Source organism: Streptomyces sp. NPDC058678 (assembly GCF_042714835.1).
Lineage (GTDB): Bacteria > Actinomycetota > Actinomycetes > Streptomycetales > Streptomycetaceae > Streptomyces.
In genome coordinates this window covers 13,143-38,580 of record NZ_JBHXSG010000078.1, presented here as the reverse complement: position 1 = coordinate 38,580, position 25,438 = coordinate 13,143, and the positions used below count along the sequence as shown (strand labels likewise).

Annotated in this window: 23 protein-coding genes and 8 pseudogenes; 19 read left to right on the top strand and 12 right to left on the bottom strand. The window is 67.5% G+C overall.

Features of this window, described 5'->3' with window-relative positions; translation table 11 throughout:
* Together ACFWWR_RS41795 and ACFWWR_RS41790 are read left to right on the top strand one after the other, a co-directional pair.
* A partial coding sequence (locus tag ACFWWR_RS41795; RefSeq protein ID WP_384309285.1) for an ABC transporter substrate-binding protein occupies positions 1 to 767 on the top strand: 767 nt, incomplete at its 5' end.
* Positions 768 to 1,075: 308 nt separating this feature from the next.
* A pseudogene (locus ACFWWR_RS41790) lies at positions 1,076 to 1,307 on the top strand (xanthine dehydrogenase family protein subunit M); the annotation flags it as partial.
* 308 nt (positions 1,308 to 1,615) lie between these two features.
* Here the strand turns inward: ACFWWR_RS41790 and ACFWWR_RS41785 are convergent.
* From ACFWWR_RS41785 to ACFWWR_RS41775, 3 genes are all read right to left on the bottom strand, one after another.
* Positions 1,616 to 2,242: a TetR/AcrR family transcriptional regulator gene (locus ACFWWR_RS41785; protein ID WP_383877267.1), complete on the bottom strand. Its 627-nt coding sequence runs from the start codon at positions 2,240 to 2,242 to the stop codon at positions 1,616 to 1,618.
* 142 nt (positions 2,243 to 2,384) lie between these two features.
* Positions 2,385 to 3,776 (bottom strand): amidase, encoded by a 1,392-nt coding sequence (locus ACFWWR_RS41780; protein ID WP_384309282.1) that lies wholly within the window; start codon positions 3,774 to 3,776, stop codon positions 2,385 to 2,387.
* Positions 3,763 to 3,969, bottom strand: coding sequence for a hypothetical protein (locus tag ACFWWR_RS41775; RefSeq protein WP_384309280.1), 207 nt, complete (start codon positions 3,967 to 3,969; stop codon positions 3,763 to 3,765). Before ACFWWR_RS41775 ends, ACFWWR_RS41780 begins: the two co-directional genes overlap by 14 nt.
* Before the next feature lie 147 nt (positions 3,970 to 4,116).
* On the opposite strand from ACFWWR_RS41775, the gene ACFWWR_RS41770 reads away from it, so the two are divergent.
* From ACFWWR_RS41770 to ACFWWR_RS41735, 8 genes and pseudogenes are all read left to right on the top strand, one after another.
* Positions 4,117 to 4,917: an MFS transporter gene (locus ACFWWR_RS41770; RefSeq protein ID WP_384309278.1), complete on the top strand. Its 801-nt coding sequence runs from the start codon at positions 4,117 to 4,119 to the stop codon at positions 4,915 to 4,917.
* Positions 4,899 to 5,441 (top strand): hypothetical protein, encoded by a 543-nt coding sequence (locus ACFWWR_RS41765; RefSeq protein WP_384309276.1) that lies wholly within the window; start codon positions 4,899 to 4,901, stop codon positions 5,439 to 5,441. The genes ACFWWR_RS41770 and ACFWWR_RS41765 overlap by 19 nt, the downstream gene beginning before the upstream one ends.
* An 11-nt stretch (positions 5,442 to 5,452) precedes the next feature.
* On the top strand, positions 5,453 to 6,388 hold the full coding sequence (locus ACFWWR_RS41760) for an MBL fold metallo-hydrolase (protein WP_384309274.1): 936 nt from the start codon (positions 5,453 to 5,455) through the stop codon (positions 6,386 to 6,388).
* A gap of 438 nt (positions 6,389 to 6,826) precedes the next feature.
* Positions 6,827 to 7,264 (top strand): hypothetical protein, encoded by a 438-nt coding sequence (locus ACFWWR_RS41755; protein WP_384309272.1) that lies wholly within the window; start codon positions 6,827 to 6,829, stop codon positions 7,262 to 7,264.
* Positions 7,265 to 7,367: 103 nt separating this feature from the next.
* Positions 7,368 to 7,619: a hypothetical protein gene (locus tag ACFWWR_RS41750; protein ID WP_384309271.1), complete on the top strand. Its 252-nt coding sequence runs from the start codon at positions 7,368 to 7,370 to the stop codon at positions 7,617 to 7,619.
* A 134-nt stretch (positions 7,620 to 7,753) separates the two neighbouring features.
* Positions 7,754 to 8,653 (top strand): transposase, encoded by a 900-nt coding sequence (locus ACFWWR_RS41745; protein ID WP_384309268.1) that lies wholly within the window; start codon positions 7,754 to 7,756, stop codon positions 8,651 to 8,653.
* Positions 8,654 to 9,170: 517 nt separating this feature from the next.
* Positions 9,171 to 10,277 carry a hypothetical protein gene (locus ACFWWR_RS41740; protein ID WP_384309265.1) on the top strand — a complete coding sequence of 369 codons (1,107 nt, stop codon included), beginning with the start codon at positions 9,171 to 9,173 and terminating at the stop codon, positions 10,275 to 10,277.
* Between the two features lie 281 nt (positions 10,278 to 10,558).
* Positions 10,559 to 11,305, top strand: a pseudogene (locus ACFWWR_RS41735) (transposase family protein).
* 78 nt (positions 11,306 to 11,383) lie between these two features.
* On the opposite strand, the gene ACFWWR_RS41730 reads toward ACFWWR_RS41735, so the two are convergent.
* Both ACFWWR_RS41730 and ACFWWR_RS41725 read right to left on the bottom strand, forming a co-directional pair.
* A complete protein-coding gene (locus tag ACFWWR_RS41730; RefSeq protein ID WP_383874636.1) occupies positions 11,384 to 11,794 on the bottom strand; it encodes a hypothetical protein in 411 nt (136 codons plus the stop codon).
* A 261-nt stretch (positions 11,795 to 12,055) separates the two neighbouring features.
* Positions 12,056 to 12,154: pseudogene (locus ACFWWR_RS41725) on the bottom strand (IS5/IS1182 family transposase); the annotation flags it as partial.
* A gap of 115 nt (positions 12,155 to 12,269) precedes the next feature.
* Here ACFWWR_RS41725 and ACFWWR_RS41720 point away from each other — a divergent pair.
* Together ACFWWR_RS41720 and ACFWWR_RS41715 are read left to right on the top strand one after the other, a co-directional pair.
* A pseudogene (locus ACFWWR_RS41720) lies at positions 12,270 to 13,023 on the top strand (UvrD-helicase domain-containing protein); the annotation flags it as partial.
* A 9-nt stretch (positions 13,024 to 13,032) separates the two neighbouring features.
* Positions 13,033 to 13,173 (top strand): annotated as a pseudogene (locus tag ACFWWR_RS41715) (IS5/IS1182 family transposase); the annotation flags it as partial.
* A 205-nt stretch (positions 13,174 to 13,378) separates the two neighbouring features.
* On the opposite strand, the gene ACFWWR_RS41710 reads toward ACFWWR_RS41715, so the two are convergent.
* The 3 genes from ACFWWR_RS41710 to ACFWWR_RS41700 all read right to left on the bottom strand — a co-directional run bounded on the left by ACFWWR_RS41710 (position 13,379) and on the right by ACFWWR_RS41700 (position 15,399).
* Positions 13,379 to 13,774, bottom strand: a complete 396-nt coding sequence (locus ACFWWR_RS41710; protein WP_384309262.1) for an FKBP-type peptidyl-prolyl cis-trans isomerase — start codon at positions 13,772 to 13,774, stop codon at positions 13,379 to 13,381.
* A complete protein-coding gene (locus ACFWWR_RS41705; RefSeq protein ID WP_384309260.1) occupies positions 13,771 to 14,340 on the bottom strand; it encodes an FKBP-type peptidyl-prolyl cis-trans isomerase in 570 nt (189 codons plus the stop codon). Before ACFWWR_RS41705 ends, ACFWWR_RS41710 begins: the two co-directional genes overlap by 4 nt.
* A gap of 93 nt (positions 14,341 to 14,433) precedes the next feature.
* Positions 14,434 to 15,399 (bottom strand): helix-turn-helix transcriptional regulator, encoded by a 966-nt coding sequence (locus tag ACFWWR_RS41700; RefSeq protein ID WP_383874642.1) that lies wholly within the window; start codon positions 15,397 to 15,399, stop codon positions 14,434 to 14,436.
* A 92-nt stretch (positions 15,400 to 15,491) separates the two neighbouring features.
* Between ACFWWR_RS41700 and ACFWWR_RS41695 the strand changes: the two genes are divergently transcribed.
* The 6 genes and pseudogenes from ACFWWR_RS41695 to ACFWWR_RS41670 all read left to right on the top strand — a co-directional run bounded on the left by ACFWWR_RS41695 (position 15,492) and on the right by ACFWWR_RS41670 (position 20,887).
* Complete coding sequence (locus ACFWWR_RS41695; protein ID WP_383874644.1) at positions 15,492 to 15,857, top strand: VOC family protein; 366 nt, start codon at positions 15,492 to 15,494, stop codon at positions 15,855 to 15,857.
* 40 nt (positions 15,858 to 15,897) lie between these two features.
* Positions 15,898 to 16,374, top strand: a pseudogene (locus ACFWWR_RS41690) (helix-turn-helix domain-containing protein); the annotation flags it as partial.
* Positions 16,375 to 16,467: 93 nt separating this feature from the next.
* Positions 16,468 to 16,632, top strand: a complete 165-nt coding sequence (locus tag ACFWWR_RS41685; protein ID WP_384309257.1) for an SUKH-3 domain-containing protein — start codon at positions 16,468 to 16,470, stop codon at positions 16,630 to 16,632.
* Between the two features lie 141 nt (positions 16,633 to 16,773).
* Positions 16,774 to 17,322, top strand: coding sequence for a hypothetical protein (locus tag ACFWWR_RS41680; protein ID WP_384309254.1), 549 nt, complete (start codon positions 16,774 to 16,776; stop codon positions 17,320 to 17,322).
* A 1,171-nt stretch (positions 17,323 to 18,493) separates the two neighbouring features.
* Positions 18,494 to 20,065: pseudogene (locus ACFWWR_RS41675) on the top strand (ISL3 family transposase); the annotation flags it as partial.
* A 72-nt stretch (positions 20,066 to 20,137) separates the two neighbouring features.
* Entirely contained in the window at positions 20,138 to 20,887 is a 750-nt protein-coding gene (locus ACFWWR_RS41670; RefSeq protein ID WP_383874665.1) for a class I SAM-dependent methyltransferase, read from the top strand.
* Here the strand turns inward: ACFWWR_RS41670 and ACFWWR_RS41665 are convergent.
* The 4 genes and pseudogenes from ACFWWR_RS41665 to ACFWWR_RS41650 form a co-directional block, all read right to left on the bottom strand.
* Positions 20,874 to 21,602 carry a hypothetical protein gene (locus tag ACFWWR_RS41665; RefSeq protein ID WP_384309252.1) on the bottom strand — a complete coding sequence of 243 codons (729 nt, stop codon included), beginning with the start codon at positions 21,600 to 21,602 and terminating at the stop codon, positions 20,874 to 20,876. The genes ACFWWR_RS41670 and ACFWWR_RS41665 overlap by 14 nt on opposite strands.
* A 197-nt stretch (positions 21,603 to 21,799) precedes the next feature.
* The gene (locus ACFWWR_RS41660) at positions 21,800 to 22,363 is read right to left on the bottom strand and encodes a DinB family protein (protein ID WP_383874651.1); all 564 of its coding nucleotides are present in this window, start codon (positions 22,361 to 22,363) and stop codon (positions 21,800 to 21,802) included.
* A 204-nt stretch (positions 22,364 to 22,567) separates the two neighbouring features.
* Positions 22,568 to 23,002 carry an RICIN domain-containing protein gene (locus ACFWWR_RS41655; RefSeq protein WP_383874667.1) on the bottom strand — a complete coding sequence of 145 codons (435 nt, stop codon included), beginning with the start codon at positions 23,000 to 23,002 and terminating at the stop codon, positions 22,568 to 22,570.
* A 255-nt stretch (positions 23,003 to 23,257) separates the two neighbouring features.
* Positions 23,258 to 23,341, bottom strand: a pseudogene (locus ACFWWR_RS41650) (hypothetical protein); the annotation flags it as partial.
* A gap of 587 nt (positions 23,342 to 23,928) precedes the next feature.
* Between ACFWWR_RS41650 and ACFWWR_RS41645 the strand changes: the two are divergent.
* On the top strand, positions 23,929 to 25,362 hold the full coding sequence (locus ACFWWR_RS41645) for a non-reducing end alpha-L-arabinofuranosidase family hydrolase (RefSeq protein ID WP_384309251.1): 1,434 nt from the start codon (positions 23,929 to 23,931) through the stop codon (positions 25,360 to 25,362).
* Positions 25,363 to 25,438: the final 76 nt, after the last annotated feature.

Below are 25,438 nucleotides of genomic sequence, written 5' to 3'. Positions count from 1 at the left end.
AGACGCTGCACGACTTCACCCGCTGGAAGCGCCAGGGGCGGCTGCTGCACTACAAGCCCGCCGGCTTCAGCAAGCTCCACAAGAAGTTCAGGGACCCGGACGGTGCCTGGGTGGCCGGCATGGTCATCGCCTTCAGCTACCTGTACGACGTGGCGGCGGCCGGGGCTGACGCGCCGCAGACGCCGCTGGACCTGGTCGACCCGCGCTGGAAGGGCGCCATCGCCTCCTCCTACCCGCACGACGACGACGCGGTGCTCTACCTCTACGCCCTCTACGCCGAGACCTACGGCTGGGACTGGATGGCCGACTTCGCCGCCCAGCAGCCGCAGTTCGCCCGCGGCTCCTTCTCCCCCGGCACCGCGGTCACCAACAAGGAGAAGATCATCGGCGTCGGCACGGGCGGCAACCCGCTCGCCACCACCCCGAACCGCTGGGTGATGCCCGACGGACACCCGTTCATGGCGTGGGGACAGCGCATCGCGGTCCTGAAGCAGGCCGCCAACCCCACGGCGGCCAAGCTCTACCTCAACTGGCAGCTGTCCACCGAGCGTCAGACCTCCAACAGCTGGTCGGTGCGCACGGACATCGCGCCGCCCACCGGCCTGAAGCCGATCTGGGAGTACCCGAACGCGAACCTGGACGGGTTCCCTCGCTTCATGGAGGACCGGGCCCAGGTCGAGCGGCTGAAGCAGACCTTCGCCCTCTACTTCGGCGAGGTCAAGGGCGACCCGACACCCGGCTGGCCCGGTCTGCACCCGGGCGCCTGACCCCCGACAGGCCCCGTACCGGTCTGGCCCCACGGCCTCCGGGCCGTCGCATCACGACGTCTTCGGCATCCCCATCCGGCCCTCGGCGGGTGGGGATGCCCTCACCCGCCGATCACCGCCCAGGAGCCACCCTGGCAACGCCCTCACGCGCCGCCGCTTCTGACAACTCGGCACCGCCACGGCGCTCACTGCCGGCGCGGCATCCTTGCTCCCGGCAAACACCGCGCGGGCCTCGGCGGCCACGAGCAAGACCACACAGGAGCACTTCGACCGGCCCGCCGAACTGGCCGGCGACAACCCAAGCCGTGCACAAGCGGGCCCCCGACAGCGGTTGCCCCGCGATCGAGGCCGAGCACCGCAACCACGCGGTCCTGGGCACCACCGAGCACCGCGTGGCCGTACATCCCAGACCTCTACCTGCCAGTTCGGCACCCCGCATCGAAAGACCGCGCTGCCGCCCGGCGCTCTGATCACTGGCGTGACCCTGCCGCCGACGGCGCCAAGTCCCGCTACCGGAAGATGCGCGAGTGCGCCTCGTTCCCCGGCGTGCTCACAGCGCCGGCGAATCTGCAGGTCAGTCCTTGGCCGTCGGCTCCTAAATCGCCACGCACTCCATGTCGTGCGTCATCGGAAAGATGTCCCGGCAGGACGGCTCTCGTATAACACCAGGTCAGGGGCCATTTTGTGCTCCGCCGAAGGGCCCTTCCTGCGCACGGAGCGTCAAACGGGCGTCACGCCCCAGGGCTACGTCCTGGTTGGCATTGCCGGGGATTTCAGGATCCCTGCCAGTACAGCCAACCCCTTGGCCTCCACAGCCCAGTGGCCAGACCGCCCGATGAGCGAAGTGGTCAGCTGTCGGGTTTCTTCGAACGCCGCGGTGCGGCGGCCTGGGTGGGGCGAGCGCTGGCCTCGTTCTGCAGGGCGTACACGGCGTTCGTCACGAGCTCGCGCGCGTATGCGGCGTTCAGTCGGCCAGGGCGGAAGAGGATGCGGTACATGATCGGCGCCACGACACGGTCGATCAGCAGTTCCGTCTCGGGCACCGGCTCCCCCCGCTGCACCGCACGGGCCAACACGGCGTCGATCTGCTCTGCGGCATACGCCGAACACTGACCGGCATTGGTGCCGTCGGGGTCGCCGAGCAGGGCGTCCCGGATGTAGGCGCGCCCGGGCGGCGAGGCCATCTCGTCGAGGAACTGTTCCGCCCACGCGTCGAGATCGGCCCGCAGGCTTCCGAGATCGGCCGGATCCGTTTCCGGGCGCAGTCGTTCGACGGCCACGTCGGACAAGAGTTCCTGCAGGTCACCCCAACGACGGTAGATCGTGGAGGGGGTCACGCCCGCCCGAGTGGCCACCATCGGGACCGTGAGCGCGTCGCGGCCCACCTCCCCTACGAGTTCACGTACCGCCGCATGGACGGACTCCTGTACGCGTGCGCTGCGCCCGCCGGGGCGGACCATGGGCTTGGGACTCATGCGATCCACCTTAATGCGAATTTGTTGCTTCTAGGCGGTGGCCGGCGTCGGCGACCCACAGGGCTACGTATCCGAGCGCCCGAGCACGGCGGACGCCCCTGCGGCGACGCAACCGCATGCCGGCTGGATCGTCCGCCTTCCCTCAGACAGCGAGGGGAGCAAGCCGCCCCGCGCCGGCCACCGACTCCTCGTAGACCCGGCCCACACGGAGCACCGTCGCGTCGTGGAAGGGGCGCGCCATCAGCTGCATACCGACCGGCAGTCCGGCGCGGTCGTGACCGACCGGCAGGGTGAGGGCCGGGACGCCGGTGATGTTGGCGGGGGCACAGAGGCGGACGTAGCTGTCCGACACGGCCTCGGTCGTACCATCGGCCCACTCGACGGCTTCCTGCCCCGCCTCGGCGGCGGTCATCGGCACCGTCGGCGCGGCGAGGACGTCGATTCCGTCGAACATGCGAGCCCAGGCGTCTCGCATCATGGTGCGGGCCCGCTGGGCGCGGAGGTAGTCGCCCGCAGAGGTGAGTTCGCCGGCCTCCAGCAGGATGCGAACGTCCGCCGCGTACAGGTCGGGGGTGGCCCGCAGCGACCGCTCGTGGTACGCGGTGGCCTCGGGAACCATCAGCCCCCACTGAACGGCCTGGATGTAACGCGCCATCGGGATCTCTACGTCGACGAGCTCCGCCCCCAGCTCCGCCAGCCGCTCGATTGCGCCGCGTACGGACTCCTCGACTTCGGGCGTGACCCGGTCGAAGTAGTGGTTCCGCGGTACGCCGACCTTCAGTCCTCGCAGGTCGCCTCCCGGGAAGCGGTCCAGCATGGGGCCGGACACGCTCGCCGGGTCGCGCGGGTCGTGGCCGGCGGTCGCCGACAGCACCAGCGCGACGTCCTGGACGGTGCGGGTGAGAGGCCCCACATGGTCCAGGGACCAGGACAGCGAGGTCACGCCTGTGCGGGGGACCAGGCCGTAGGTCGGCTTGAGGCCCACCACTCCGTTCAGGGCCGCGGGGACCCGGATGGAACCGCCCGTGTCCGTGCCCATGGCGAATGTCGCCCCGCCGGCGGCGACAGCTACCGCCGAGCCGCCGCTCGAGCCGCCCGCAACCCGGCTGTGGTCCCAGGCGTTGTTCGTCTGCGGAGTGGTCAGGCCGTAGGCGAACTCGTGCGTGTGCGTCTTGCCCAGGAGGACAGCCCCGGCGGCGCCGAGCCGTTCGGCCACCCGGCTGTCGCGTTCCGCCACGTGCCCTGCCCGGACGTGTGAGCTTGCCGTGGTGGGTATCCCCTCTGCGTCGATCAGATCCTTGAGCGCCATGGGGATCCCGTGCAGCGGCCCGCGCGGTCCGCTTCCGGAGATCTCCCGTTCGGCGCGGGCCGCTGCGGCCAGGGCCGCGTCGGCGGCGACGGTGACGTAGGCGCCCAGCCGTCCTTCGACGGCGGCAATACGGGCGAGCACCGATTCGGTGAGTTCGACGGGGGACAGCTCCCGTGCGCCCACCGCACGGGAGGCTTCGATCAGCGACAACTCAAACGGTTGCATCGGCGTTCCCCTGTCCGGCTCGATAGGAGGGCGCGGGAGGGGTCTCGCCGAAATCGAGCTCGCGCAACATGCCGATCACGGAGTGGATGTAGTTGGCCGTCATGGCCACTTCTTCATGTCGGCCGTCCCCGAGGGGGAGCCCCGCCCGCAGCGCCCCTCGGGCTGCCTCTTGGGGGGTGAGTTCGCTGGTCATGGCTTCTTCCGGATCTGTGCGGCGCGACGGGCCGGGGCTGGTACAGGACCTCCGACCACCGTAAAAGCGAATCGTTTGCTTTAGTCGACTGCAGGGCCTACGGTGACTTAAAGCAAACCAATCGCTTTTAGCACGGGAAGGACCCTCATGCAGAGCGTCCCCGCGGGCCTCGCGCCTTCCTGCACCTCCCCATCCGGACGCCTGCCGTTCGCATTGCACGCCTCGATCCTGATCGCGCTGCTCGCCGCATCCAGCGCGCCGACCCCGCTGTACCCCCACTACCAGGCTCAGTGGCAGTTGTCGGCCCTCGACATCACCGTGGTCTTCAGCGCCTACGCTCTGGCGCTCCTGATCGCACTGCTGACGACCGGAACCCTTTCCGACCATGTCGGACGCCGCCCCGTGCTCCTGGGCGCGCTCGCGGTCCAGGTCGCCTCCATGGCACTGTTCGCGACGGCCGGCGGCCCGACCACCCTGATCGGCGCCCGCGTGCTGCAGGGCATCGCGACTGGCGCGGCGACCAGCGCATCGGGTGCGGCTCTCCTCGACCTGGAAGACCCCGCCCGGCCGGGTCGCCCCGCTCTGGCCAACAGCATCGCGCCGGTGACGGGCATGGCGGCCGGCGTCCTGGCAGCCACCCTCATGGTGCGCTTTGCCCCCGTTCCGACGATCACGGTGTACGCGGCCCTGATCGCCGTGTTCGCCGCGCAGGCCATCGCCCTTGTCTCGACGTCCGAGACCGTCCGCCGCCGTCCCGGAGCACTGCGCTCGACGCGGCCCACCCGGCGCTGCCGTCGGCGGCCGCCCACGCTCTCCTGCTCAACGGCGCCGGCCTCGTCGCTGTCTGGGCACTCGGCGGCTTCTACTCGTCCCTGGGACCGGGTTTCACACGGCTCATCTCCCCCGACGCACCCGAATACGCCGACGGCATGGTCTTCTTCACGCTGACGGCCGTCGCCGCCCCGACGGTGTACTTCACGCGCAGGATGCGTGCCGACGTCTCCGCTCTTCTTGGGAGCTGCGCGGTGATTCCGGCGGCCGTCCTGACCCTGGGTGCCCTCTATCTCGCCGGCCCCGTACTTCTCTTCGCCGGGGCGGCGCTGGCCGGGTTCGGCTTCGGAGCCGTCTCCCAGGGTGCGCTGCGCGCGGTCGTCGACTCGGTCCCGGCCCGGGAGAAGGGCGGCACGCTCGCCTCCTATTACGTACTCAGCTACCTGGCGATGAGTCTGCCCGCCATCGGCGCCGGTGCCCCCACCCCCCAGCTTCGGACTGCGTGCGGCAGCACTGGCCCATGCCGGCTGCGTGGCCGTACTGGCGACCGTCGCAGTCGCGACGCTGACCTCGCCGCTGCGCAGTCGGCGCCGGACACCTCCCTGGACGCCCACTCCCGCCCGGCAACGAGCAACCACACATCCGCCTCACCCGACACACCCGCTCCAGACATCTCCGTCCTCGCGACCCATAACAGGTAAGGAAGGTCGCCGTGTTCACCTCATCGCAAACGACCAAGTCCACTACTCCTCCCGCCTCTTCCTGGACGGTGGGCAACCACACCGTACGACGCATCGACGAAGTGGTCCTGCCCGCCCAGACCGGTCCGTGGCTGCTGCCCGGGGCGACCACCGACCTCGTGAGCCGGACTCCCTGGCTGAGCCCCGAATTCGCCGACGAACAAGGCGTCCTGCGCCTGGCGAGTCACAGCTTCGCCGTCGAGGTGGACGGCATACGGGTGCTGGTGGACACCGGCATCGGAAACGGGAAGCGGCGCGCCAACCCCGCCTGGCACAACCTGAACAGCGACTACGAAGCACGGCTACGGGCGGCGGGCTTCGCGCCGGAGAGCGTTGACGTCGTGGTCCTGACCCACCTCCACGCCGATCACGTGGGGTGGAACACGCGTGCCGAGGGCGACGCCTGGGTGCCCACCTTCCCGAACGCGCGCTATCTCACCTCACGCACCGAGTGGGACTACTGGGCGGGTGTCGACATGGAGGAGGCGCGTCGGCAGATGTTCCGGGACTCGGTCCATCCCGTCCGGGAAGCAGGTCTGTTCGACCTCATCGATGTCGCGGATGAGGGCACGGACGTCGCGCCGGGCATCCGTCTGCTGCCCACCCCCGGTCACACACCGGGGCAGGTAGCGGTGGAACTGAGCAGCCGTGGCGAGACCGCACTGGTCACCGGCGACAGCATCCACCACCCGGTCCAGATGGCGCATCCGGAGCTCTGCAGCTGTGTGGACATCGCTCCCGAACTCGCGGCCATGACCCGGAACCAGGTGCTCGGCTCACTGGCCGGTACGTCAACTCTCCTGCTTGGGAGCCACTTCCCGCCGCCGACCGCCGGACACGTGCGACGCGAGGACGGCGGGTACCGACTGGTCCCGGCTCCCTCAGGGGTCACGCCCATCGGCGGCTGAAGCGGATCGGAGCACCCGGGACGGCCGCTCACGAGTCGCACCGAGTCCGTGCGGGTGACGTCCTGGGCGTCCGCGACCGGACGGCCCGGGAGCTGCTATGAGACTCCCCCGTTATGCGCTCCGTCGTCACCGATGGAGCCGGACGAGGTTATGACCGATCACCGGCTTGCGCCCTTTGCGTAAGCCGGCTGTCGGCTGTCCCTCGTGGGCGACAGTCACGCCGACGCGTCGCGAACGAGGGCAACCTGCCAGCCCCACTCGCCCATCGCCGGCCGACCAACGCGGCCCTGCCTCAGTCTCACGAATCGAGCGTCATTCGAGCGTCAAGAATGATGAACGCACGTCGCCGACATCATCAACCTCGACTCCCAGGCCCCGGAAGTCACCCTCAAGCTCGGTCCCCCGCCGTGGGATCCGCTGGCGGCGACCAGTATGGGAATGCCGTGCAACCCCTGGCTGCAAGGGCACACCTGGCACTTCCCCGAACAGCAGGAGGGCGCCAACCGTCTCGTGCTGCAGCAGGTCCTGGTTCTGGAGAACCTCAGCGACCGGCGTGTGCAGGCACGGTTCGACGGCGACCTGGTCGTGGCCGAGGTGGACAGGCGGCCCACCGCCGCCGGCGTCATCGTCCTGGAACCCGGTGAGACAAGTCCGGACGTCTACCTGCAGCGCGAATTCACCATCAAGGAACTCTCGGAAAACTTCACGGCGAAGCAGGCCGGGCAGGAGCTGCCGCACAAAGTGCTCGGCACGGTGACGGCGGAGGACGACCGTGACAACGGGAGCACGGATCGCTTGGACCTGGTGCTGATCGGCGGCCGGTCGAGCCGTTCCCCGACCGGGACGGGCTGTGGAGGATTGCGCCGTGGCACCTGACTGAGGGATCGGGGCGGCGCACCTTGGACTACGGCCTCATGGAGGGCGCCGATAGGCTCGACGGGTGATCAATTTGGTGGTGCGTGGAGACAGCGGAAATCCCGTGGCTCGCGCCGAGGCCGGCGTGGAGTGGACCGTTGGCTTCCCGGATCTGGACCCAGCGGAGTTCCCGATGCTCTGGGCCCTGACTCCGTATGGGGACGCGGTCTTCAACCAGCGGCAGCTACCGCTGCTGCTGGCCGAGCTCGACCGGATTCCCGCTGCCTGCGGTGGCCAATGGGTCGGGCAGGCCCGCGAGTTGTGCCAGGTCGTCGAGCGCGGGACGCACCTGTATCTGTGGTTCGTCGGCGACTGACCGCGGTCAGTCTTCCGTCAACTTCCTTGTTGCGTTGATTGTTGGTCCAAGACCTGCCAGGCGATGGTGCCGCTCTGGACGGAGTGGGCCTCGTTCGCGCGTACGACATCTTCAGTCGGTTTGCTGGCCGCGAGATGCTCCAGGATGGAGACCAGGTCGTCGTCGGCGAAGCGGCCGAGCAGTGCGTCTTTCGCCACCGCCCGTGCCTCCGTGCGACCTTCGCCGAGTCGGCGCCGGAGAAGGCTCCGGCTCCGGAACCGGCCGAGAGCGGGTCGCCATGGCCCACCGGGCGCCGGTTCGCCGACCGCACCCGCGCCAAGAACGCCACCGTCCACGCGCTGCTGGCCGCCGGCCACAGCCGACGCTCGATCCAGCGACAGGTCGGCATGACGTACCGCACCGTCCAACAGCTGGCCGACGCCGCGAGGCCGGAAGACCTGTTCCAGGGGCAGTGGCAGAACCGCAGGACCAAGCTCGACGGCTTCAAGCCCTACCTGCACGAGCGATGGGCCGAGGGCTGCACGAACGCCTGGACCCTCTGGGAAGAGATCAAGACGCACGGCTACACCGGCGGCTACGGAGCCGTCCGCGCCCACCTCCAGCCGTTCCGCACATCCCCGACCGCACCTGCGGCCCGTCCGCCGTCCCCACGCACGGTCACCGGGTGGATCCTGACTCACCCCGACACCCTGCCGGAGAGCGAGCGCCTGAAGCTCAAATCCGTCCTCGCCGGCTGCCCCGAACTCGATGCCCTCACCGGGCACGTCCGCGCGTTCGGGAAGATGCTCACCCAGCTCCAGGGTGACCAGCTCCCGCAATGGATCAAGGCGGTCCGCGCCGACGACCTGCCCAGTCTCCACGCCTTCGTCAACAGCCTCGAACGCGATCTCGCCGCTGTCACCGCCGGCCTAACACTGCCGTGGAGCTCCGGCATCGTCGAAGGCCACGTCAACCGGATCAAAATGATCAAGCGCCAGATGTACGGCCGGACCGGCTTCGGCCTCTTGCGGAAACGAGTCCTGCTGGCATCCTGACGGGACAGTTACGAGCTCTGCTGGAGTCGCTCCACAGCCTGAGCAGGGGGGTCGTAGTAGCCAGGCCGTGCCAGCAGGACCGAGCTGAAGTAGCAGCCCTGTTCTTCCTCCGTCTCATCGTCGGCTGCGAACGGACGCCAGAAGCTCAGCAGCAAGTCCGGGGCGATGAATGAAGCGTCGTCCTCAGGACCATACGGGAATGATCCCAAACAGATCTGTCAACGAGTCACCGGCCGTCCAGTCGCGACAGGTTACAGAGCGTGAGAGCTCCACAGAAGTTGGACCAGAACCGGAATGGGCAGCAGATGTTCACCACTCCGGAAGGCGCCACAGCACACCGGGAATTCGAACACTGAGTGAGTCGCTTGCCGCAGTCAGAGGCGGCGGCCGGCACTTGCTCGCACTGCGTGGATACTCCACGCCGGTGGCAGGTGCCGTTCCCGCAACGCATGGGAAAACATGTTGGCTGGCTGCCGACGAGCTGCGAAGATGCGTCTGTTTCCCAGGCGGAGGACATTTGTTCGTTTTCGTGTGTGCGGGATGCGGCACCGAGTTGACCACCCCGCTGTCCCAGGTCTCACTGCCAGTCCACGCCCGTCAGAAGTACGGGAACGGGACCCAGCTTCCGGTGCTCATGCAGTCAGGGACGTTTGCCGTGGACCCGGACCCCTGGGGAGGGCCATGGCGGATGTGGGACGAGATCGATCCGCGCGAGGCGGAGGCACGCGGCATCTACGCGCCGGTCTACGCCCTTTCCGACAGCACGCCCGGGGCGAGTGTCATCGCGCCCGGTGATATCCGTGGAACCCGGCTGATCCCTGAGAAGCGCGGCGGTGCCTGCTGCGGCCTCGACGGAGCCGACGGGCCCAACATGGCCTGCGAGGCATGCGACCTCCCCGTGGCGACCAGGATCGACGACTGCTCGCTCTGGCAGGCAGTGCGGCTCGGCTCGGACGCCGTGCACCGCGTCCCCGTTGACGGTATCCACGCTACGCCCCTCTCCTGGGCGGAGCTGGCAGAGAAGGGGGAGAAAACACCCCCGTTCGAGCCGATTGCCACATGGGGAGGACGGTTGGGGTCGAGCCACTACTGGTCGTGGAGTCCGCAGTGGGAGGCGGCAGCCGGCCAGGCGCTGGCCCACCTGCTGGTTGCCTCCCAAGGGCAGCCGGTGAAGGTCCCGGGCGGTCTGACCGCAGACGTCTTCCAACGCGCGCTCGACGCCCTGCTGACCGCAGGCCCCCCGGAGCAGCGCGCCGTCCTGGCTGGACCGGGACAGCCCTCCCCGGACGCGGGCGCCGACATCCTCCTCGTACCGGTCCATCCCCAGACGGGTCAGACCTGGACCCCCGCCAGCCCGACTGCGTCGGCATACCTGGTACCCCTGCCGCTGGGGGTGTGGCTGTGGCTGGTCTCTCCCCAGCCCTACTTGCCGGTTCCCGCGTCGGGCCGCATACCCCACGACGTCCTCCGCGACGACCCACTCCCGCTGCTCCCCAACTACCTGTTCCGGGCCGACCGGGGAACCTTCCAGCACACCATGGTCCGGCTACCAGCCGTGCGCAGCCCGTGGTTGCGCACGATCCTCGAGAACCTCACGCAGGGCACCTCGGCCGACCTCTTCTAGCCGCCTGGCAATTGAACAGCGCCAGACTCTCGTACCTCCCAAAACGGTCGACATCTGCTGTCCAATCTCGGCTCTGGCACAGATCTTGGGGAGTTGTCGCGGAGCGTCACCACCACGGCGTTCGATTGCTAGGAGGCTGGCTCGTGTGAGACGGCGTACGCCTTGCCGTCTGACAGTCGGAAGTGACGCTCCCCCAGGTGCTTCCCAGTCGATGCACGCACGAGGCTCCCGTGCCGTTGGTGAGGTGTTCGAAGTCTCAATCCATAGGCACAGGAGCCTCGTTGGTTCCGTATTCTGCCGCACTCGACCTGCCTCACGCCCTGGTCGAGTGGGTCACGATGCTCATCGTCACCGACGAGGTGACTGACGGTGCAAACTCCCGCCGCACCAGCGTGCGCTGATCGCTCTGACGTATCTGCGCAGGCACGACACGCTCGCCCAGATCGCCGCTGGCTTCGGTGTCTCGGTGGGCACCGCCCACGCTTACACCGCCGCGGTGATCAGTCTGCTGGCAGAGCGTGCACCGGGCCTGCTCAAGGTGCTGCGTGAGACCGATCCGGACTGCGTTCTGCTGGACGGCACGCTCGCGGAGGTGATCGGGTAGGCGACGGCCGGGCCGACTACTCCGCCAAGCACCGCCGGCATGGAGTGAACGTGCAGCTGGTGACCGATCCTTGTGGCCGGCTGCTGTGGATCTCACCCGCACTGCCCGGCCGCGCGCACGACTTGGCCGCGGCCCGCACCCACCGGATCGTCCGGATCGGTCAACGCCAGGGCATCTCGGTCCTCGCCGACCGCACCTACATGGGAGCCGGCCCGTGGGTGACGACACCCGTCAGACGCCCGCCCGGCCGCGGCCTCACGCTCACCCAGCAGACCGTCAACCGCGCGCTGTTCGCCGCACGGGCACCCGTCGAACGCGGCGTTGCACGACTGAAGTCCTGGCGGATCTTCCGCAGGCGCGCTGCAGCCCGAATCGAATGTCGTCAATCGCCACGGCCATCCTCACCCTGGAGCGGCTCCGCTGAAAATTCTCACTGAATGACCACCGGCCCCCAGCGTCTGTGACGTCCGGGGGCCGGTGGACCTGTCGTGGCGATGTGGGATTACGGCCGGTAATAGGGTGTGGGGCCTGACCACGAGTCAGCATGAGCGTTGTAGAGCCAGACCCAAACCTCTGTAATACCGCCCGAGTATGCCGAACCATCGAGGGTGAAGTTGTAGCTTACGGTCTCATTGACTGCGAGCTTCCCCCCAGTGGGGCGGGTTTGGGCATCGACCCAGGTGTCGCCAGCCCATGCAGTGAATTCTACTTTCGTTCCCGCGCCGCCGATGTTCGTCACCCCTCCTTGGACCTGAACGGAGCGGTTGAGCCAGGTGAAGTTACCCGAGGCCGAGTGTGTGCCTCCGCCGGAGGAGACAGCAAAGGGGGTGGCAGCGGCGAGGGCGGGGCCTGCGGCGAGCACGGTGACCGCGGCGGCACCCACCAGAGTCGCACCGACTTGCTTGAAACGCATGAGATCTCCTTATGCCCAAGGGAGTCGTGCGTGCCTCACGAATCTACGCCATCACTATGTTCTGTCTAGACGACTTCAGGTCACGATGCCGGTGCTCGAAAATCTCCGGCTGTATTATTGGAAGAACTTCCACCATAATCAGCCCCGCTGGCGTGGCTTTCGGCGCCAACGGGCGGCACAGGGGCCCGCGCTTACTTTTCGACCGGAACAGTTCCGCCTGATTTCGCGCGTCGCGGGACGGACAGAAGGGGCGGGATCCCAAACCCTACAGCGGCGGTCACCCTCACGGGTGACGATGAGCATGGTTACCCACTCGACCAGCGCGTGAGGCAGGTCGAGTGCGGCGGGATAGGGAACCAACGAGGCTCCTGCGCTGATGAGTTGAGACGTCGGACACCGCTCTCAACGGCACAGGGTCCCGTCTGATGCAGGCGGCGCGTCCAAGCGCCGCCACATAGCGGTCGTCGCGCTCTTGTTGCATACCCCGACCGATGAACAGGCGCACGCCGCCGACACCTTCCGGGCCGGCCACCACCTCGTCCTGCAGGCCGGGGCGGGCACCGGAAAGGCCAGCACCCTTGCCCTCCTCGCGGTCAGCACCACACGCCGGGGCCGGTACTTGGCCTTCAACAAGGACATCACTCGCGACGCCGTAGGCCGCCTCCCCCGCACGGTGCGATGCAAGACAGCTCACGCCACGGCCTACGCTGCCCTCGGCCACCGTTACGCCCGCCGCCTCAGCAGCCCCCGCCAGCCCGCGTGGAGAACCGGCCACGTCCTCGGCATCAATCGCCCCGTCCGTATCGGGGAGCACGACCTCACCCAGCGGACGCTGTCCCACGCCGTTATGCGAACGGTGACCCGCTTCTGCTGCTCCGCCGACCGCACCCTGGCCCGCCAGCACGTGCCCGGACTGCGCGGCCTGAACACACCCGAACAGCAGGCCCACCTCGCGGAGGTGATCCTGCCGTTCGCCGCCAAAGCCTGGACAGACCTGCAGGATCCCGAGCTCGGCGCGGTCCGCTTCGAACACGACCACTACCTGAAGATGTGGGCCCTGACCGGGCCGAAGATCGAGGCCGGCTTCCTCCTCCTCGACGAAGCCCAGGACACCAACCGTCCTGGAACACGTCTTCGCCGCCCAACGCGACCACGCTCAGCTGGTCATGGTCGGCGACTCCGCCCAGGCCATCTACGGCTGGCGCGGAGCACGCGACGTGATGACCGGAAGCGTCCACGCCGTTGCCGAGCGGGCCAACGCCTTGATGAAGGTCACGTTCAAGGCCCTGTGCCGCGTCAGCCTCGACCCCGCGGCCATCACCCGCATCGCCCGCGCGGCCCTCGTCCTACTCCAGCTCGAACACGAACGCATTACCTGAACGAAGACGTCGTCCGACGGGGAAAGCCCGGTGGTTGCCAGAGACGGATCAAGAGAGGATCGTGAGGCTGCGCCCACGGCATCCTCCAAGCCTGCCTGCCCGTCCATGTCAGTCGCGCGCAGCGCCCGGTCCCGGCGGGGAGGTCACTCTCTCTGCCGGGCACTCGGAACCCTGCCCGCTTCGGGCCGGGCAGGCCGGCACGCGGCTATGCTGCCGACAGAATGTCGACGACGTAGACGAGGGTGGACCGGGCCGGGATGCCCTTCCGGGCCTGAGCGCCGTAGCCGAGGCTGGGTGGGACGACAAGCAGCACTCTGCTGCCCACCTTTGCGCCGACCAGGGCCATGTCCCAGCCTTGGATGACGTTACCGCGGCCGATGATGACCGTGGTGGGTTGGTGCTGCGCCCAGGAAGAGTCGAAGAGCGTGGCCCGGTCCTTTCCGCGGTTGCCCTCCCAGACCGCGCCGGAGTACTGGAGCGCCACTGTCTGACCGGCCTTCACCTTCGGGCCGGGGCCGCTGACGAGCGTCCTGGACTCCAGGCGCCTGGGCGCGGCGGCGTCGGGCACCGCGATCGCGGCGGGCGAGCGGCCCACCTTCACCGCGGGCAGGTCCTCGGAGACCGAGCGCTGGGACCCGGCGACGATAGGTCTGCGGCAAGGACCTTCACGACATCGACCACGAAGACGACGGTCTCGGTGGCCGAAACATCCAGACGGGCATTGCCGGTCGTGCCGTAAGCGGCAGTTGGTGGGGCCACCACCAGCACCCGGCTGCCGGCCTGCTGTCCGTGAACGGCGCGGTCCAAGGCAGGTATCACCGCTCCCTTGCCCACCGGCAACACCTTGGGGGCATCGCCTTTGCCGTAGGTGCCGGGCAGGCCCTTGTGCTCTTCCAGGTCTTTGCCGTGTAGTCGACGATGACTACGTCCCCGTTCTGAGCCTTGTGGCCTTGCCCTTCTGCGAGGGCTGTGACGACGAACTTCCCGCTCGGCTTGGCATGGGGAATGGTGATGGTGGCCTTGTGACCGAACCTGCCGGAGACAGTCGGCAGCTCGGCGTCCGTGGTGACGGAGGCAGGTACGCGCTCCCGGGACACGGAGATGGTGGGGGCAGGCAGCGGACGAAACTCCTGCTTCTGCGTCGAGGAGGAATCCGTGCCGCTGCATCCGGCGAGAAGGACCGCGCAGGAGACGGCGGCTATTGCAGTACGACGCATCCTTTTTTCCTGATCTAGGAGATCGCTGGATAGCTGTTGCGGGTCAGGACGTTGGTGACGGCGCATAGTGGTGGGCAAGATTGGTGGCGAGGTCGCGGAGGTGAGCCCTGGCTTCGGTGGGGCCGTGCACAGTGATGGCGCTCCCGAACGGCAGTAGTGCTCGCACGTCCTCCAGATGCAGGAAGCGGATCGTTACCTTGCGGCCAGTGGCGGATTCTTCATGGTCGTCCGGGACGAGTCGTAGGCCAAAGATCCGTTGCGCTCGCTCGATCTGGGTCTGGTCGATGGTGGCGCTGACCTCTATCGCGTGGTTGTGCTCCCACTGATCAATGAGCGCTGCAGCGACGGTGGCCAGGGTCTGGCTCTCGCGGATCCGTCGTGGCTGGTCGACTTCTTTCCACGTCGTGATCCGTTCGAGTCGGTACATCCGTGGCACTCGGGCACAGTCGGCGACGAGGTACCAGATGCCGGCCTTGGCGAACAGCCCGTAGGGATCCACGACCAGGTCGCGTGGGCATGACTCGCGTGGGCTGTCGTACTCGATCCGTAGCCGGCGACCTCGCCGCACTGCGCCGATCAGCGAAGCCGGAGTCGTGCCGGAAGCTCGTGCCTGACGCCAGGGACGGCTGTCCACGTGCACTACGTCGGTGAGAGGCAAGAGCTCATGAACTCGACGTGGCTGTGTAGCGGCGATCTTGGAGAGCGCGCGCTGGCTTTCGACCGATGCGTTGAGCTCCGCACGTTGCTTCTCATCCAGCCCAGTGAGCGACAGATGATCACGCTCGCCCGGTGTGAGTCGCGTGAGGTCGAGCCCGGCCCCGGGTGGCATGGTCACGCCTCCGAGGCGGCCCCGGTGTGCGGTCACCGGCAGTCCGGCGTCGCGGAGCCAGTTCAGGTCTCGGGTGATGGTTCGAAGGGACACTCCGAGCGCTGAGGCGAGTTCCTGTGTGGTCACGGCATCCCTCGATTTGAGGAGCAGCATCAGGGTGAAGAAGCGATCTGGGGTCACACACCAATTTTTTCAGGAATTGCGACACGATGCGGCGCATATCCCGGTCAGGCTGGTGGATGCGTACCTACGACCTGTGAGAAGGAACAACCATGACCACATCCGTCGTGTCCATCGTCTACGTGAACGACGCTCCCGCCGCAGCTCGTTTCTACGGCGACCTCCTCGGCATGAGCCCCTCGTTCGAGACTTCGGGATACATCACCTTCGACCTCGGGCCAGGCGCTGACCTCGGTCTGTGGTCTGGCCAGTTCGAGCATCTGTCACCGGACGTCCCGCGCACCAGTGAGGTTTGCCTGGCCATCGACGGTGGACCCGACGAGCTCAACGCGACCTTTAAGCAGTGGAAGTCCAACGGGGTCACGATCCTGCGCGAGCCTCATGATGCGGGGTTCGGGCTGACCTTCCTCGCAGCCGATCCTGACGGGAACCGTATCCGCGTCGCACCGCAGGACTGAAAGGCCGCAATGCGGCAGGCGCGCACGATAGGTGTCGCGCCTGCCGTCGTCTGACTTCGAGAGGACGACGAGTGCCCACGCGAATGCGCCCCTGAGCGTCGAGGGCCGTAGGCGGCTCGTGAAGCGGTGCCAGACACGTCCCATCGCCCACGTCGCCGCTGAGATGGGCATCTCTCGCGCATGCGCCAGCAAGTGGGTAAATCGCTGGCGGCTACACGGTGATGCGGGATTGCAAGACCGGCCGTCGAGTCCGCACCGGAGTCCGAACGCGACTCCAGCATGGGTCATCGAGCAGATCGAGTCCTGGCGCCGCGAGCACAAGTGGTCCGCGCAACGGATCACCGACGAACTTGTGAGTATCGGTTTTGTGATCGACCGGCGAACTGTCAGCCGACACCTGACCCGGCTCGGCCTCGGCGAACACCGCTTCATCGACCCAGGCGGTGAGAACAACCGGAAGCCGGGGAAGATCATCGCCCGCTGGCCCGGACACATGGTGCACCTGGACGTGAAGAAGTAGCTTGCGCGCATCGACCGCAAGATCGCGGCTATACGGAAGCGGCAGGCAGTAGAGGACCGCTTCGCAGCCTGGAACGAGGCCAGAGGGGCCATGGTCTTCCCTGTTGGTGAGCTCGGCCACGGCCAGGCTCTTCTCGGAATCGACGAACACGGAGAGCTCTATTCAGTCCAGCCTTTTCGCCTGGCCACTTTCGGGCCGCTTCCGGCAGGTTTGGACGGCCTCGTTCTCGGGGTCATGCCTCACAGGGTTGCCTGACTTCTGCGTTCACCGGCCGTCCAGCAGATCTGTCAGACCGCAGGGTTCTGAAGGTGGGAGTGCATAGACTCGTGGCGTCGATGTGGTCAATGTTCGCTGGCACGGCGCCAGTGGGCGGGTGGGAGGCACGCTGTGTGCAAAGTGGATCACGAGGCCGCAGCGGTGACCGCGACAGCATCCCTGACGGCGGCCTACCCACACCTGAGAGAGGCTTCTCCGCATCCGGCGCTGGAAGGGTGCGAGGACGTAGAGTGGTCGTCCATTCCTGGCTGCCCGGTTGATGTCCCGGTCATCCTGCGCGGGCTGCTCGATCCCGACGCGGCTGAGATGGCCGAACGAGCACTGGACTGGCTTGTGATGTCAGGGCCGATGTCCATGAGCGCCACGATGCCAGCGGTCGTCCCGTACCTGCTGAGACTGAGTGCCGATCCATCGACCCCACGTCGGAACGAGTTGTTCGGGCTCGTGCTCCTAGCCGCCGCCTTGTCCGCACCGACCGACCCCGACAACGCGTGGGACCTGGCGGTCAGCGGCCCCGAGATCCACCACCCTGAACGGGCCCTCTGCCGAGCGGTATTCGTTGCCGACGCGGCATGGGTGCGACGTCTGCTGGCCGACGACGCACTGCTGGCCGGCCTTCATCTGGGCGAGGGCGAGCGGGCATCACTGGCCCAAGCGGCCGGACTGTAACGTGCAAAGCCCCAGGCAGCCCGACGGCCACTCAGGCGCCGACCCCCGATGATTGGCCTGCTTCAGCTGTCGACTCGGGAGCTCGGGCGCGCCTCTGTGCGGGGACACTCCGACCGCATCCTGCACGAAAGTAGAACCAGAACCTGAGTTCAGACACCGGTTGTCGATCAACGGCGACACCGCCCGGAGTTGGCGGAGAAGTCTCCACTCCGGGCCCGTCCTGCACCGACAACTCCACCACCACTCAACGACCGTCTCTTGGAAAAGATCGGCGAGCAGTGTCACACGGGAAGATCGCTTCGCTCGCCTGGGTCGGTGCTCAGGTCAAAGCACCCGGACGGTGGCCGAACGCTGTGGAAGGCATGGTGCGTGACGTGGACGCTGCCGGAGCTCGCCCGTGCCTGATCTGATCTGCCGCCCGGTTGCCCATCGGTCTGGACGTCTGGTCGACATCCTCGACCTGGCAGCGGTCCTGGAGCTGGTGGACGCGACCGGGGCGCGGGACGCTGCGATGGACTGCGAATCAACGCGAGGGCGTAACCCGGCAGACCCCACGGGCCTTGACCCCTGATCTTGGACACACGAGACACCGAACACTGAGGATCTGAGAACGGACGTCTCGTGGTCATGAAGAACTATCCGCCGCAGTTCAAGGCGGACGCGGTCGCGCTGTACCAGTCGCGGGCCCGAGGCGACGATCCGGCAGGTTGCCGCCGATCTGGGATCAACAAGAACGCGAGATTCTGCGCAAGGCGGCCACGTATTTCGCCGGGGAGACAGGCTGGTGACCCGCTTCCAGTTCGTCGCCGACCACCAGCGCCGCTACGGCGTGAAGCGGCTGTGCCCCACCCTAGGCATCGCCGTTCCAGCTACTACTACTGGCGCCGGACCGCCGAGGATCGGGCTGCCCGCCAGGCTGCCGACGGCCGCCTCGCCTCCCAGATACGCGCCGTGCACCACGAATCGGGCGGCACCTATGGCGTCCTGGCTATGTCGGTCTGGACGGGGTTCTGGCACAGATCTTGGGGAGCGGTCGCGGAGGGTGACCAAGGTGTTCGATGGCGCGAGGGTCGGCTCGCGTGAGACCGCGTACGCCCTGCCCCCTGACAGGTTGGAGTGACGCTCCGTCAAGTCTGTGACAGTCTCCGCTGTGGCCGTGACGGTACTGGTCATGCAGGCCGACGCATCATTCTGGGACTCTCTCGTGTTCGACGGGATCGACGACATAGACGTCGAGACGGTGACCGCCGCCTTCGGCGCGGTCAACGTGGTGGCGCGAGGCAGGGGAGCCGGGGCTGCCTGTCCCGACTGCGGTCGTTTCTCGGGCCGGGTGCACGACTCCTACCAGCGCAGGCTGAAGGATCTTCCGCTCGGCGGGCAGAGCATCGTGATCCATTTGACGGTCCGGCGCTTCATCTGCGGTGCAGGCAGCTGCCCACGCCGTAACTTTGCCGAGCCGTTCGCTCGGCTGACCACTCCGTACGCGCGCTTCACCACGCGGCTCAACCACGCTCTGGAACGTGTCGGCCTCGCACTCGCCGGACGGGCCGGCGCCCGCCTGGCGGGCCAACTTGGCATCAGCGCGGGGCGGATGACCTTGCTGCGCAGGGTCACGGCACTGCCGGACCCGCTGTTCAGCACGCCGCGGGTGCTGGGAGTGGACGACTTCGCGATCCGCCGGGGGCAGACCTACTCCACCGTCTTGACCTGCGGAGAAACCCATCGCGTGGTCGATGTGCTACCGACACGCGAATCAGGACCGCTGGCCGCATGGCTGACTGCCCACCCCGGCGTGGAGATCATCTGCCGGGACCGGGCGGGCGCCTATGCCCAGGGCGCCAGGCTCGGCGCCCCCGACGCCCTCCAGGTCGCCGACCGGTTCCACTTGTGGCAGGGCCTCGGCCGGGCCGTGGAGACCTGCGTCGCCGCCCACCGCGAGTGCTTACGAGCACCGACACCGCTAAAAACGAGGAGCGCCAACACTCCGCCAGACGCTTCGGACCCTGCCGACCGGGAGCCGATCGGCAGACGGGCTCAGCGCAAGAAGGCTGCGCACGCCCTGGTCCACGAGTTGCTCGCGCAGGGCCACTCCCGCCGGGCGATCGCCCGTCACCTGGGCTGGGGGCTTAACACCGTGCTGCGCTACGCGCGCGCCGCGCACTGGCAGGACAACCTCCGCGAGAACCGCCCCCGGCCCACCAGGCTGGATCCCTACAAGCCCTACCTGGACAGGCGATTCGCCGCAGGCTGCTCGAACGTCACCCTCCTCCACCGGGAGCTCCTCGCCGAGAATGCCCCCGTCACGTATCAGATGGTCCGCGCCTACATCGCTACCCTGCGTGCCATCCCGCCGCAGGCGCAGCCTCCACCGCCGACGGTGCGGCAGGTGACCGGCTGGCTCACCCGTCACCCCACAGCCCTGAGCGAGGAAGACCGCGCCGCACTCAAGGGCGTCCTGTCCCGCTGCCCCGAACTGGACGCCGCCGCAGGACACGTCCGCGACTTCGGCGAGATGATGGCCCACCGCCTCGGTCCCACGCTCCCTGCCTGGATCGGCGCCGTTGACGGCAGTCAGCTGCCGGGCCTGACCAACTTCGCACTCCACCTGCTCCGGGACCTCGACGCCGTGACGGCCGGACTCACCCTGCACTGGAGCTCCGGCGGCACCGAAGGTGCCGTGAACCGCATCAAAAAGATCAAAAGGCAACTCTACGGACGAGCGGGATTCGACCTGCTCCGCAAGATGATCCTGCTGCAGTGCCCCACCCTCGTTATTCGAGTGAACGTACGGTCGGGGCTGCGTAGGGTGACCGGCGTGGACCCAGCTGACTTCTACACCGGCATCGTCGCGGAGATCTACGGACCGCTGAAGTCCTTCTCCCAGGACCCCGAACCCTACGCAGCCTTCATTCAGCAAGCCGGCATGCCGGCATTGGAGCTGGGGTGCGGAGACGGTGATCCCCTGCTCGAACTGCGCCGACGCGGCCTGGACGTCGACGGCGTCGACTCCTCCGCCGACATGCTGGAGCGGCTCCGACGCCGGGCAGACGAACAAGACATCCGTGTCACCGTGTTCCACCAGCGCATGGAGGCTTTGAACCTGCCCCGCCGCTACCAGGCGATCTTCCTCGCCGGGCCAACCTTCACCCTGCTCCCCGACGACGCCACAGCCCTCGCCGCCCTACGCGGTATCCGCGCTCACCTGGCAGAGGGCGGCACCGCCCTGGTGCCCCTGTTCACCCCCGCACCCACCCCCGCCGAACAGATCGGCCGGGTCCGCACATCCGCCGCACCCGACGGCGCCGAGCTCCGGGTATCCGTCGTCGCCGAGCAACGCGACGAGACAGCGCAGACACAGACGACGCTTCTACGCTACGAACGGCACCACAGCTCAGACAGCACCATCGAAGAGCGCCCATGGATCATGCATTGGTACACCCGGGACCAGTTCGAAAAGTTGGCCACGACCGCCGGCCTGACCGTGACCGCGGTCACCGATCCGGACGGCAAACCAGCCCCTGCTGACGGCACCGACCTCCTGCACTTCCGGCTCAAAACCACCTGACCGCCTCGCCTCTCAGAAGGCCCGGGATCACCCTCCGCGACCAGTCCCCAAGATCTGTGCCAGAACCGAGTTTTGACGTCACCCAGGGGCAGTCGTTGGCAGCGCCGTAGCGCAGTTCTCCGTCCTGCGGGAGGAGGTAGCCGATGCCCCGTGACTCCGGCATCCGGCCGTTCAAGGTGGCGGCGTCGGTGCAGCCGGAGGTCTCGAAGCCGATGTAACCCGCATGGAAGTCGGCTCTGCGGAATGCCTCGGTTCCCACGGCCGCGAACCAGTCGTCAAGAACCCGGGACCTGTAGAACTGCTGGCCGCTCTCGTGGTAGGCGATGCCGGTGCGGTGAAGGGCACCGAGGGGAATGTAGAAGTCCAACCAGTCGATGGTGTCGGCTCCGTCTTCCAGAATCGCCACGCAACCACAGACCACGAGCTGGCCGGTCGGCAAGCGAACCTGCCCCTGCAGGTGCCCGAACATCGCCAGAGACTCCACCGTGCACTCCACGGGCTCTTGCTCCTGGGGCTCACGGGACCGGTCACCGAAACACCCCTGGACGTCCGCTGCGGACCACACCGCAGTCAGGACGCGCTGCAGCCGGGCATCGCTCCGTGGCCCCACCTCGATCGCCAGCTCGTAGAAGCCGTCCGCCCAGTTGTCGGCCGCGCGGAACGCGTATGGATTACTCATGGCGCGATCATGACTGATCAGCAGCTGCGCCGACATCGCATTACCTCGCCCGGGGCACCCCACCAGATGGCCGTCGAGCAGGGATCGTCAATGAAGCTGCGCCATCTTGAAGTAGCCACCCCACCACCCTGACCAGCTACTTCAAGAGGGCGCAGCTTCACTGAAGCCCGCAGCCACGGAGCGTCACGGAGTCCACGTAGGTTTCCGAAGCTCGATCGCCGGTCACCGGAAAGTCATATTCGGCGCGGTACGGCTCCGTCCTGCCAGCGGTAGAGGTCGCGCAGCAGGGAAATCTCGGCGCCGTGATGGATCAGCTCCCTGTTGACGTGCAGGACCCTGTTCTCCATGGGAAACCGCTCGGGACCCACCGCGGGCGGATTCTCCAGGTCAGCGTCCGAGAGCGCACGGACCCCCGCGTTCCATCTCCCGTACATCTCATCGAGCTGTTTCAGCGCCTCGTCAGCGGTCCCCGCGTAGGCGAATGTCTCGGAGTCGACGTCCTGGCCGCCGAAGTACCACCCGACCCGATAGCCCAGGCACGAGACGATGATGTGCGCCAGCCGCCAGGCAATCGTGGTCACCGGCGCCGGCACCGGGCCAGGGGACGCGAAGTCCATCGTCCACTCCCCCGAACCTTCCGACATCGGTGCGGCCGACGTGCCACGCGGGCGGACGCTCCAGCAGCCACGCACCGGCTCCCAGAAGTACTCCTCATCGGCAAGACCGTGCAGCCGCGGCCGCAGGTTCGTGCGCCAGTGCCAGTCCAACTGCTCCGCGAGCCGCTCGCTTCTTGTCATTTCCGCACACTACATACAACGGAGAACGCAGGTTCGCGAGGCGCGTACGAGTTCCGCGTCGAGGCCGTCGGCCCGCGATGCTCAGCATCCCCTGCTGGACACTCGCCCTCGCTCGGTCTGACCGCCGCCGGCGTGTGTCACCGGGCGCGACACCTTCGCTCGGCATGAGCCGGGGGGACGGACCAAGGACCCCCCCCGGTGCGTTCAGCCGATCTTGGTCATGTTCCACTGCTGCGGGGAGCCGCCGCTGGCGGACCACTGGATGATGGTGCTCCCCTCGGTGTCGGTGTTGGCGTTGTCCAGCACCTTGCCGCTGTGCCGGTTGGTGAGCTGGTACGCGCCACCGCCGAGCGCGCTGATGGCCCACTGCTGCTGGTGGCTGCCGTTGTCGGTCCGCTGCACCATCGCCGCGCCGTCGCTCGTGCTGCCGTTGTCGTCGAGGGCCTTGCCGCTGCGGACGCAGACCAGCTTGTAGTAGCCGTGGTCAAGAGCGGTGACCGTCCACTGCTGCTGGGAGCCACCGTTCTGCGTCCACTGGATGACCGAGTCGCCCTCGGCGGTGGTGTTCCCGTTGTCGAGGGCCTTGCCGCTGCGGACGCTGACCAGCCGGTAGACGCCGTTGGCGAGGACGGCCGGCATGCCGCTGACCTCCACGTCACGGAGTCGCTGACGTTGGGCGCGGTGGCCGGCACGCTGACGTTGATCTGCCCGCCGCTGACCCAGTAGTTGAGCGAGACGGAGGGGTTGTTCATCAGGTAGACACGGTTGATGGTGTTGTGGACCGCGGGGATCTGCAGGGTGCCGCCCGTGGGCCAGCTGAAGACGTGGGCGAAGAGCTTGCCGTTCTTCTTCGGCGTGGGGGGTCCAGTTACCGGTGAGGCTGATGGACGTGAAGGACCGGAAGTAGCGTCGGCCCGACGTGTTGCTGATGGCCTCCTGGAGCAGAAGGTACTGGTTGCTGCCGGCGAGCTTGTACACGTAGGCAGCCACCGCCCGGTCCGGGGCGTCGCCGTCAACAACCCCCGGAACACGCCCGATCGCCGCCGACGACGGTGTACGCCGCCACCCGAGCAGGTGACGGCCCACAGCGAGGGCCCGTGAACGGCCCACCCGAGGACCTCGCACCCCGCTCGGCGAGTTCTCGACGCTCCCCGCACTGCAGACGACCGCCGCAGACACACGTCGACCGGACCGGCGTCAGTGAGTGCCACCGGCCCCGCCGCGAGCGCGGGTCGGGCACCAAGCCGAACCAGAGGCTCAGGTGAGCGACCTGGTCGGGGTCCGTAATGATCACCAAGCCCGCGCCCGCACCGCTACCTGCCCCTCACGCCAAAGACTCGTACAACCACGGGACTTGAAGCCGCCTGGTTTCAGCCCGCGAACGTTTCTGCCCGCGGATTCTGTGAGAAGTATTGACGTCATTGATGGGATGTCTAGCATTCTTTTGATCGGTACTACGACCCTTGTTCGGTATATCGAACAGTCGGGGTCGTACCACACCGGCATCCGGACAGCCTCTGACGGGGAAGACCGGAGGCCGCTTGCCCAAGGATTACGAGGTCCTTATGCACAGACGTAGTTTCAGTCTCAGACGCCCGTCCGCGGTGCTCGCCGCCGCGGTTGCGGCCCTGGCCGCGTTGGCGGCGCTGCTCGTCGCCGGCCCGGCTCAGGCGGCCACCACCAGCGACGTGCGCGGTGTTGCTTCCGGCCGCTGTCTCGATGTGGCGGGCTTCAGCCAGACCGACGGCGCGAACGTGCACATCTGGGACTGCCACGGTGGAGTCAACCAGCAGTGGACGTTGACGGACAGCAACCAGCTGACCGTGTACGGCAACAAGTGCCTGGATGTCCGGGGCGGCGCCACCACGTCCGGGACCCCGGTGCAGATCTGGACGTGCAACGGCAGTGAGAACCAGCAGTGGCGGGTGAACGCCGACGGCACGATCGTCGGCGTGCGGTCCGGGCTGTGCCTGGAGGCCTCGGGCTGGGGTACGGCCAACGGCACGGCGGTGCAGATCTGGTCGTGCCACGGCGGCACCAACCAGAAGTGGACCGGCTTGTCCGGGACGGGCAACGCGTGTGCCCTGCCGTCGACCTACCGGTGGACCTCGACGGGTCCGCTGGCGCAGCCGGCGAACGGGCAGGTCGCGCTGAAGGACTTCACCACCACCACGTACAACGGCAAGCACCTGGTCTACGCGACCACCTCCAACGGAACGAAGTGGGGCTCGACGGCGTTCAGCCCCTTCACGAACTGGTCGGACATGGGGGCGGCCACCCAGACCGCGATGAACGAGTCCGCGGTGGCGCCCGAACTGTTCTACCTCTCGACCAAGAACGTCTGGGTGATGGTGGACCAGTGGGGTCTGTGGCCGCTCTACTACCGCACGTCCAGCGACCCCACCAACCCCAACGGCTGGTCCGCCCGGCAGCCGCTGTTCACCGGCAGCCTCCCCGAGGGCCCCGAGCCGAACCAGAAGGACGCCCCGATCGACCCGACCCTGATCGCCGACGACCAGAACATGTACCTGTTCTTCGCCGCTGACAACGGCAAGATCTACCGGGCGAGCATGCCGCTCGGGAACTTCCCCAGCAGCTTCGGCTCCTCGTACACGACGATCATGAGCGACGCAAAGGACCTTCTGTTCGAGGCACCGGAGGTCTACAAGGTCCAGGGCCAGAACCAGTACCTCATGATCGTTGAGGCGCAGGGTACGAACCGCTACTTCCGCTCGTTCACCGCCTCCAGCCTGAACGGTCCCTGGACCGTCCAGGCCGGCAGCGAGAGCAGCCCTTTCGCGGGCCAGGCCAACAGCGGTTCCACCTGGGCCCAGGGCGTCAGCCACGGTGACCTGGTCCGCAACAACCCCGACCAGACCATGACCATCGACCCCTGCAACCTGCAGTTCCTCTACCAGGGCCTCCCCACCAACACACCGCAGAACACCCCCTACCTGAACCTGCCGTACCGGCCGGGCCTGCTCACCCTGCAGCGCTGACCCGCCTGACCCACGGTGAACGCGATGGGGTGCGGTCCGCCGACGTGTAGACGAGCTGTTCACCGCGTGGGCAACT